The organism is Rhodanobacter sp. FW021-MT20 (genome assembly GCF_041107475.1).
Taxonomy (GTDB): Bacteria; Pseudomonadota; Gammaproteobacteria; order Xanthomonadales; family Rhodanobacteraceae; genus Rhodanobacter_A; species Rhodanobacter_A glycinis.
This window is the reverse complement of the sequence record NZ_JBGBPX010000005.1, coordinates 189,249-198,528: the sequence shown is the minus strand read 5'-3', so window position 1 is coordinate 198,528 and position 9,280 is coordinate 189,249. Positions and strand designations below refer to the sequence as shown.

Below are 9,280 nucleotides of genomic sequence, written 5' to 3'. Positions count from 1 at the left end.
CACCCGATGGGTGAAGGGCAGATCCACCGCAGGTGTTGATGTGGTGCGGTTTGGCGGGGAGAGATCACGGAATCAGGACTATGACTATAAACTTCACCACGGACATCATTATTCGTGTAGGTTGAAATATTTTCCGCCCCACTGGACGTATTGAAGCCATCTACCGGAACATTGGTAAAATCTGAATAATCCGGGTAATAAGACCCATTGGCCATGGGTGGCGCACTGTAAGTGACCTTCGGATTATAATACACGCCATTATTTGCATTATTAATCATGGCGTCATTATTGGTTGAGTCGACGCGGTCGACACCATTGCCATTGATCGGGTTTGTCCCCGCAGTACTTCCTTCACACGTAACGCCATATAGATAGCACGCATCCGGCATGAAATCCCATGCCATCGACCCTGAGTCATCCAGCATCAGCACGATATTCGGCGGAATCGACGGCTGCAGCGTCAGCGGCTGTTGGTCGACTGGCACGGTACTGGTGCTGCTCGTTGCGGCATGCACCGGCTGAACGTAGACCATGCCCATCAACCAGATGCACAGACCTGTTGAGAGAGCCCGGCCAAGCAGCGTGGCAAAGCCACCCTGTGCGCGAGGAGGTGAAACACGCTCCATGACATCGCCGGAGAGAGGAACCCGATACCTGGTGACGGGCGCTGACGTAGTCGTCAGCTCTCCCTTTGCACATGCACGCCGCGGTAACAGGCGGTCTTTCCAGGTTTCCAAACGCGAGGCGATATTCATGACGTCCACTCTAGGATTGCAGCACGGCCTGGCCATGCATGCGGTAATGTCCGGTACGGTCAGTTTTGCTTGATGACTGCCTGGAGGGTCACCACGGCACGATCCCCTACCGTGGCGGGGTCTCCGCTACGCGCGGTGATGCGGTAGTACACCGCGGTGGAAGAAGATCCCTGCACACCGTAGTTGCGCGAGTTGGCGGTCTGGTTGAAGCCGGTGTTGTTGGCCGTATCGACCCAGTTGCCCATGTTCTCCACCACGAACTGCGGCTGGCTGGCCGCCACAGCACTGGCACTGAAGTCGCCGGCCGCCGTCCCGGTGCTCACCGTATGGATACCGCCGGAAGGCAGGTTCGAGTCAGTGAACGGATTGGAAAGGCATACAACGCCACCAGCCTGGCAGTTCCGGGCAATGATGCCGGGGTTGCTGGAGACCAAGGCCTCGCCGGCACGTAGCCCGGCTTCGGCACTCTGAAAGGCGATCTGCCGGTCATACTGGTTGGATGCCATTTTGTTCTGCATGATGGTGCCGCGCACGCTTGCCAGCCCCACCAAGGTAATGAGCAGCAACAAAATCAGCGCCACTACCAGCGCAATGCCTTGCTGGGCACGTGCCATGCGCGACATGGCACGCCCTCGCAAACGGTAAGCAATGATGGGTTTCATGTCAGTGGACTCGGTTGCGCACCGTGGTAGTCGAAGTGAACGAACGCACCAGCGGCTTTGCGTCGGTACCGGCTCGCTGGTACGTACTCTCTACCGTCAGGATGATCTTTGCCGCATCGACGGTCGCCCAACCCGTGCCGATGCCGGTGGCCGTTTGATAAGCGCTGCTCGATGGCTGGAGATAGGAAATCGTCATTCCGGTGACATTGCGTACCATCTCCTGCGTTGTAGTTGACGCGCTGCCACCACTGGTCACCAGGGCCAGGCGATACAACGATTGCCCACCCGCAGGGTTCGTGCCGATATACCAGTCGACCCCGGTGAGCTTGGCAACCCGCGAGTTGGGTGGAAAAGTGTAGGTATTCCCGTTCTGGCTCGAGCAATCAGTCGGATAGCCCAACCCCTTCGAGCAGTTTCCGGGAAACGGCTTTGTGCCACTGCTGTTCGCGTTGTGCACGACCGTGACATTGTTCGAATTGATGTTCGTGATCTGCAGGATGGCTGCATGATCAAAATCGCAGACCATGATCACGTCGCCAGTCTGCAGATCATTGGTGCTCTCGTTGATCTTGAAGTTGGCCGAGTTTGACGAGGGTGTTTGCGAAACGCTCAGCCCCATTCCTCCCGTACTCAGGACATGGACGGAACTGGTGCCCTTCACCGGAGCGCCATCACCCTTCAGACCGCTGAGCGCGGGGTCGGTGGTGGCGTCATCGTACCCGTGCAAGGCGTTTGGCCAGTCAGCCCACCAGTCATTCGTGGATGGGTTCAATACATTGGACACGCGCCCACTGCTTGTATCGCAACCGGTGAGTCCTGCATCACGAATGTCGCGCGCAAGCATTTCGAAAGCTATGCGCGAGCTGTCCTGCACGTCGCCCAGCGCATCGTTCGTGCGATAGGTCCGTTGGCCAGCCAGGAACACACTGGTAACGCCCGCGATGACGATAAGGCCAAGCAGCATGGCCACCATCAATTCCACGAGGGTAAAGCCATTCGAAAACCGTAGCCTTCCGTTTCGGCTCAGGGAAAAAGGATTGTTCATAGCATGGCCTTCGTGACGACCTGCTGGGTAGAACTGCCTTGCAGGCCAGCCCGGCTGTCGTCGAACTGGATCGTGATCGTGCAATAGGCAGTATTGGTGCCTGTGGCATTCGTGCAGTCAACCTTGCCTGTGGTGCTGGCAGTAGCACCGAGATCCTTGCCCAGTTGCCCACACCATTGGTTGAGCTGAAGACTGGCCAGCGAGGCACCTGCTGCCGGGCAAGCATTCGCCGTGACTGTCGTGGTATATGAACCACTGGTTGCACCGGTAAGGTCGGCGCGCATTGCATCCAGGATCGAGTAGGTGTCGATCGTGGCCATGCTGCGCGCCATCGCGCTGTTGTTCGTGGACAGAGACATTGCTTGCAATGCCGCTATACCGAGGAAGCCGATGGACAGCACCAACACGGCCACCAGCACCTCGATGAGACCGACACCCGCCTGCACACGAGGCGTCCGGGATAAGCGATACATTCGTCGAATGATCATTGGCACGTGGAACTCGTAGTGGTGTCAACCTGGACGATCGAACCCGCGGTAATGCTGACCACCCGGTGATTGTCCGAACTGAGCGAGGTGGTGCAGATATCCGCCACCGTGCCGTCGGAAAGCGTTGTCAGGCTGGTCGGGGCATAACCCAGCCCCTGGCCATTGAATCGCACGGCTTTCATGCTGCCATTGAGCTGGATACCGCCTTCGAGTCCCATATTCGGGGCTTGTACAAGCACGGAAGTCGTTCCGTTGACCACGGTGTAAACGGCGCCAGCATTGCTTCCACACAGGCCGCCCAACGTGTCGCTGCCGTTGGCGGTACTGCTGTCGCTGCAAAACTGGACGCTGGCATTGCGCTTGACAGCTTCCATCCTCGCCACATTGAGCGCACCGACAACGTCATTGGCAGCGGTGGTTAGCCGGTTGGACAAGGTGAGATTGCGGAAACTCGGCACCGCGATGGCGGTAAGGATCACGGCCACGGCCAAGGTGATCATCAGCTCGACCAGGGTGAAGCCGCGTTGCCGTGGCGTCGGCGCAAGTTCACGACTCGCGCAATGCATGGCATCCCCGGCCATGATCGACAGGCGCGCCCGCCGCCCCATAAGAAATCGCATGGAAATCCCCCTGTATCTCGTAGCTCACTCTAGCGAGCTGCCCTGGCAAGCCCACTCTCTGGCCGACAAGCGGCGGATTCGAGCCGACGAGCGGTTCCTAGCCAGATCCGGAACTTGCACTAGGTCACACTGCGCCAGCATCGGCGCACCCGATGACTCCGCAACGTCGCCCCCCGAGGCGTCCATCGGCTCGCGAAGGGCGCAAGTTTGGCCGCAGCCATGCTTGCACGCCACCCGGCCTGCCCGTAAACTTCGCGGCTCACCGTGGAATATGGCTCAGTGGGTGGGGCGACGCATTTCTCGTGCGACTTCGGTGTTTCCAGTTTTGCCGTTGTAGCTCAGTTGGTAGAGCAACTGATTCGTAATCAGTAGGTCGGAGGTTCGACTCCTCTCAACGGCACCAGGACAAGCAAAAGGCCTGCAGCGATGCGGGCCTTTTGCTTGTGGCAGCCCGGATCACCCGCTTTCGCGTACCCGGGGCCGCACTCCATGGTGCAGAAGGCGTGGACATAACTTCTACGCGGGATTGACGCCCGCAGTCCTTAAGTAGGTGTCAGGCGCCACGGCGGGCGGGAAGTTGGCTTTTCGCCCGGTCGGTGGCGTGGCAACCGAAGGAGGACGCGTCATGAATGCGATCGGTAGCTCCCGTCCAGGCCCGTTTGAACTGGATGTCATCACCCGCAGCGATCACGCCCCGACCAACCACGAGCGCTATGGCAATTGGGCGCAGAAGTTCTACGGCAACGGTTTCCACGAGGCTTTCAAGGACGCCGAAACGCCGGCGAGCTATGCGCTGGCGTTCGATGTGTCGGCAGCGGTGGTTCACTGAGGCCTGCCCGGTAGGAGCCCACTCGTGGGCGATGCTTACTCTCTCCGGCCCTGATGGAAGAGCAAAGTAAAGGCATCGCCCGTGAACGGGCTCCTACAATCACATTCGGCGGAGGCGAAAGCGTGCGTCAGGGCGTAACGACGCGCAGCTCTTTCGGCAGCGCGAAGGTGATGCTTTCCGGCTCGCCATCCAGTTCGCGCACTTCGCCCGCGCCCCACGATTGCAGGCGGGCGATGACGTCACGCACCAGCTTCTCGGGGGCGGAGGCTCCCGCGGTCAGGCCGATGTGTTGCACGCCGTCGAGCCACTGGCGTTCGATATGTTCGGCGCCGTCGATCAGGTAGGCGCGCACGCCCTGCTTCTCGGCCAGCTCGCGCAGGCGGTTGGAGTTGGAGCTGTTGACCGAGCCGACCACCAGCATCAGGTCCACCGCATCGGCGAGCCGGCGCACGGCATCCTGGCGGTTCTGCGTGGCGTAGCAGATGTCGTCCTTGCGCGGGCCTTCGACATCCGGGAATTTCTCGCGCAGGGCGGCGATGATCGCCTTGGTGTCGTCCACCGACAACGTGGTCTGGGTGACGTAGGACAACTGGTGCGGAAAGGCCGGCGTCAGCATGGCCACATCCTCCACCGACTCGACCAGCAGGATCTCGCCGGTGTTGGCAGGGTTCCACTGCCCCATGGTGCCTTCCACCTCCGGATGGCCGGCATGGCCGATCAGCACCACACTGCGGCCGATGCGCCCCAGTCGCGCCACTTCCATGTGCACCTTGGTGACCAGTGGACAGGTGGCGTCGAACACCTTCAGGTCGCGCTGCTCGGCTTCCTCGCGCACGGCCTTGGACACGCCGTGGGCGCTGAAGATCACCGTGGCGCCGTCGGGCACTTCGTGCAGTTCCTCGACGAATACCGCGCCGTCGTGGCGCAGCTTGTCGACCACGTAGCGGTTGTGCACCACCTCGTGCCGCACGTAGATTGGCGCACCGTAGGATTCCAGCGCACGGTCGACGATGGCAATGGCGCGATCGACACCGGCACAGAAACCGCGGGGATTGGCGAGCAGGATGTCCATAGTTAAAGCCGTGGCCTTGTCCCTCCCCCTGCTTGCAGGGGGAGATGGAGGGGGTCGCGCACCGGGCTTACCCCTCCCCAACCCTCCCCTGCACGCAGGGGAGGGAGTGATAGAGAGCAGGCAGCAATTATCGCACGCCGCCTTTTTCCGTGCCGCCGAACAGCCCGAACACCACCAGTATCACCGCCCCGACGGTCACCCCGCAGTCGGCGATGTTGAACACGGGGTAATGCCAGTTCCGGTAGTAGACGTCGATGAAATCGGTGACTTGGGCCGCATGCAGGCGATCGATCAAATTGCCCAGCGCGCCGCCGATGATCAGCGCCAGCGGCAGTGCCGTGCGCCAGTCACGCCGCGCGGTACGTGCCAGCCACACCACCAGCACCGCGCTGATCACCACGGCCAGCACCACGAAGAACCAGCGCTGCCAGCCGCCGCTCATGGCCAGGAAGCTGAAGGCCGCGCCGGGGTTGAAGGTCAGCGTCCAGTTGAGGAAGCCTGGAATCACCGGGTGTGGCACCCCCGGCTGCAGCCCGGTCAATGCCCACCATTTGCTGAGCTGGTCCAAGACGATGACGACGACGGAAAGCAGCAGCCAGGGCAAGGCGTTGGGTTTGGGATGAGTCATGAGCTGATCGCGCCGTGGTGATTTACTCCCTCTCCCCTTTGGGGAGAGGGTTGGGGTGAGGGGCCAATCTTGCGTTGAGGTAACGTCGGAGCATGCTTGGGGAGGGTTTTCGCGAGCACCCGCCCCTCACCTCGATCCTCTCCCCGGAGGGGAGAGGAAGAAGAACCAAGCTAAAACCAGCGGCGGCTTTCGCCCGGGCCTTCCACATTGCCGACGCAACGGCCGCACAGTTCGGGGTGGTCGGCATGGCTGCCCACGTCATCGCGCCGGTGCCAGCAACGCACGCACTTGGCCGCGTCGCTGACCGTGGCGGAGACCCACACGTCGGCGCCCTCCAACTCGGTGAGCACGGCGTCTTCCGGCTGGCCGCCGGCCTTGTCCAGGCGCACATCGGAGGTGATGAAGACGAAGCGCAGCTCGTCCATCGCCGGCGCGTAGCGCGCCACCGTGGCCTCGCCGGCGTGGATTGCCAGCTTCGCTTCCAATGCCGCGCCAATCTGGCCGCCCTTGCGCATACCTTCGAGCACGCGCGAAGCGGTGTCGCGGATCGCCAGCAGGTCGTGCCAGTAACGCCGCTGTTCGGGCGAGTTCTGGGTGGCGACCAGCCCGTCGTACCAGGTTTCGAACAGCACGCTTTCGCCGTGCTCGCCGGGCAGGCTGCGCCAGATTTCCTCGGCGGTGAAACCCAGGATCGGCGCCAGCCAGCGCACCAGCGCCTCGGCGATGCGGTACATCGCGCTCTGCGCGCTGCGCCGGCCGTGGCTGTCGGCGGGCATGGTGTAGAGACGGTCCTTGGTGATGTCCAGGTACAACGCCCCCATCTCGTTGGTGCAGAAGTTCTGCACGCGTGCCACCACCTCGGGGAAGTCGTAACGCTCGTAGGCGGCGATCACCGCCTGCTGCACGTCGCAGGCCTGCTGCACGGCCCACTGATCCAGCGGCAGGCTGTCTTCCACCGTGACCAGATGCTTCGTCGGATCGAAACCGTCGAGATTGCCGAGCAGGAAGCGCGCGGTATTGCGCAGGCGGCGATAGCTGTCGGACACGCGCTTCAGGATCTCGTCGGAGACGCTCATCTCGTTGCGGTAGTCGGCCGAAGCCACCCACAGGCGCAGCACGTCGGCGCCCAGCGTATCCATCACCTTCTGCGGCGCGACCACGTTGCCCAGCGACTTGGACATCTTGCGGCCTTGCGCATCCACGGCGAACCCGTGGGTGAGCACGTCATCGTAGGGCGCACGGCCGTGAATCGCGCTGGAAGTGAGCAGCGACGACTGGAACCAGCCGCGATGCTGGTCCGAACCTTCCAGGTACATCACCTTGTATTCGCTTGCGTCGCCCTGCTGCAGCTCGGGCCGCTGGCCGATCACGGCGAAATGGGTGACGCCGGAGTCGAACCACACGTCCAGCACGTCGGTGACCTTGTCGTAATCCTTCGCCTGGTCGCCCAGCAGCTCGGCCGGATCGAGGTCGTACCAGGCATCGATACTGCCCTGCTCCACCCGCTTTGCCACCTGTTCCAGCAGCGCCACGGAATCGGGATGCGGCTCTTGCGTGGTCTTGTGCACGAACAGCGCGATCGGCACGCCCCAGGTACGCTGGCGGCTGATGCACCAGTCCGGCCGCCCCGCCACCATGCCGGCGATGCGCTCCTCGCCCCAGCCCGGCACCCAGCGCACATCCTTGATCGACTTCAACGCGGTGTCGCGCAGGCCCGCCTGCTCCATGCCGATGAACCATTGCGGCGTGGCGCGGAAGATCACCGGCGTCTTGTGGCGCCAGCAGTTCGGATAGCTGTGTTCGATCTTCGCGTGCGCCAGCAGCACGCCACGCGCACGCAGCAGCTCGACGATGGCGTCGTTGGCCTTCCAGATATGCATGCCGACCAGGTCGAGGTCGCCGGCCTTCGGCGTGCCTTCGTGATAGGTGCCGCGTGCGCCGATGTAGTTGAGCAGGCCGATGCCGTTCTCGCGGCCGACCACGAAATCTTCCACGCCGTGATCGGGTGAGGTATGCACCGCACCGGTACCGTCTTCGGCGCTGACGTGGTCACCGAGGATCACCGGCACGACGCGCTCGTAGAACGGGTGGTGAAGCTGCGTGCCGTTGAGCGCTTCGCCCGCCACATGGCCCAGCACCTTGCCCCCCTCTCCTCGCGGGAGAGGGGTTGGGGGTGAGGGTTCGGCGAAGCCGGAAGGCCGCGCTTCGCCCGTACCCTCACCCGCCCTTCGGGCACCCTCTCCCGGAGGGAGAGGGGAATAACGCGCCAGCGACTTCTCGACCAGCGCACTGGCGATCACCAGCAGCACGCGCTTGCCGCCGCGCGCCGGGCCTTCGACCAGCGCGTATTCCAGCTCCGCACCCAGCGACACCGCCTGGCTTTCCGGCAGCGTCCATGGCGTGGTGGTCCAGATCGGCACGGCAACGATGGCATCGCCGGCGTCCACGCCGAACTTCGCAGCCAATGCCTTCGGGTCGACCGCGTCATAAGCCACGTCCACGGCCGGCGACTGCTTGTCGCCGTATTCGATCTCGGCCTCGGCCAGCGCCGAACCACAATCGAAGCACCAGTGCACCGGCTTGGCGCCGCGCACCACGTGGCCATTGGCGACGATGCGCGCCAGCGCGCGGATCATGTCGGCCTCGTACTTGAAATCCATCGTGCGGTACGGGTTTTCCCAATCGCCCAGCACGCCCAGACGCTTGAAGCCGGCACGCTGCGCATCGACCTGCTCGGCGGCGTATTCACGACACTTCTGGCGGAAGGCGCGGGCGTCGAGCTTGTCGCCCGGCTTGCCGAACTTCTTCTCGACCGCGATCTCGATCGGCAGGCCGTGGCAATCCCAGCCCGGCACGTACGGTGCACGGCAGCCGGCCAGCAGCTTCGAACGCACCACCATGTCCTTGAGGATCTTGTTCACCGCATGGCCGATATGGATCGCGCCATTGGCGTACGGCGGGCCATCGTGCAGCACGAACGCCTTGTCGCGTCCGGCCGCCTTCTGCTGGATCTGCGCGTAGCGGCCGGCCTTTTCCCACTCGGCCAGCCAGCCCGGCTCGCGCTTGGGCAGGTCGCCGCGCATCGGGAAATCCGTCTGCGGCAGGTTGATGGTGCTCTTGTAATCCTGGGTCATCGCTGGGGTGCCATCTGTAGGGCCGTCGTCATGGCGGCCTTGCGTTG

At 62.8% G+C, this 9,280-nt stretch carries 8 protein-coding genes, 1 tRNA gene and 1 pseudogene; 2 read left to right on the top strand and 8 right to left on the bottom strand.

Annotation, left to right across the window (positions count from 1 at the left end; translation table 11 throughout):
- From AB7849_RS08545 to AB7849_RS08525, 5 genes and pseudogenes are all read right to left on the bottom strand, one after another.
- Positions 1-755: pseudogene (locus tag AB7849_RS08545) on the bottom strand (hypothetical protein); the annotation flags it as partial.
- 59 nt (positions 756-814) lie between these two features.
- Positions 815-1,417, bottom strand: coding sequence for a pilus assembly PilX family protein (locus AB7849_RS08540; RefSeq protein ID WP_008212625.1), 603 nt, complete (start codon positions 1,415-1,417; stop codon positions 815-817).
- Position 1,418: 1 nt separating this feature from the next.
- The gene (locus AB7849_RS08535) at positions 1,419-2,462 is read right to left on the bottom strand and encodes a PilW family protein (RefSeq protein ID WP_081491788.1); all 1,044 of its coding nucleotides are present in this window, start codon (positions 2,460-2,462) and stop codon (positions 1,419-1,421) included.
- On the bottom strand, positions 2,459-2,950 hold the full coding sequence (pilV, locus tag AB7849_RS08530; protein ID WP_237711845.1) for a type IV pilus modification protein PilV: 492 nt from the start codon (positions 2,948-2,950) through the stop codon (positions 2,459-2,461). The genes AB7849_RS08535 and pilV overlap by 4 nt, the downstream gene beginning before the upstream one ends.
- On the bottom strand, positions 2,947-3,531 hold the full coding sequence (locus tag AB7849_RS08525; protein ID WP_369500846.1) for a GspH/FimT family pseudopilin: 585 nt from the start codon (positions 3,529-3,531) through the stop codon (positions 2,947-2,949). Before AB7849_RS08525 ends, pilV begins: the two co-directional genes overlap by 4 nt.
- Positions 3,532-3,897: 366 nt before the next feature.
- On the opposite strand from AB7849_RS08525, the gene AB7849_RS08520 reads away from it, so the two are divergent.
- Positions 3,898-3,973: transfer RNA gene (locus AB7849_RS08520), tRNA-Thr, on the top strand.
- 222 nt (positions 3,974-4,195) lie between these two features.
- On the top strand, positions 4,196-4,399 hold the full coding sequence (locus AB7849_RS08515; protein ID WP_008212616.1) for a hypothetical protein: 204 nt from the start codon (positions 4,196-4,198) through the stop codon (positions 4,397-4,399).
- 127 nt (positions 4,400-4,526) lie between these two features.
- Here the strand turns inward: AB7849_RS08515 and ispH are convergent, their stop codons facing one another.
- The 3 genes from ispH to AB7849_RS08500 form a co-directional block, all read right to left on the bottom strand.
- Complete coding sequence (ispH, locus tag AB7849_RS08510; RefSeq protein WP_008212615.1) at positions 4,527-5,471, bottom strand: 4-hydroxy-3-methylbut-2-enyl diphosphate reductase; 945 nt, start codon at positions 5,469-5,471, stop codon at positions 4,527-4,529.
- 127 nt (positions 5,472-5,598) lie between these two features.
- Complete coding sequence (lspA, locus tag AB7849_RS08505; RefSeq protein ID WP_008212613.1) at positions 5,599-6,099, bottom strand: signal peptidase II; 501 nt, start codon at positions 6,097-6,099, stop codon at positions 5,599-5,601.
- A 170-nt stretch (positions 6,100-6,269) separates the two neighbouring features.
- Positions 6,270-9,233, bottom strand: a complete 2,964-nt coding sequence (locus AB7849_RS08500; protein WP_369500845.1) for an isoleucine--tRNA ligase — start codon at positions 9,231-9,233, stop codon at positions 6,270-6,272.
- Positions 9,234-9,280: the final 47 nt, after the last annotated feature.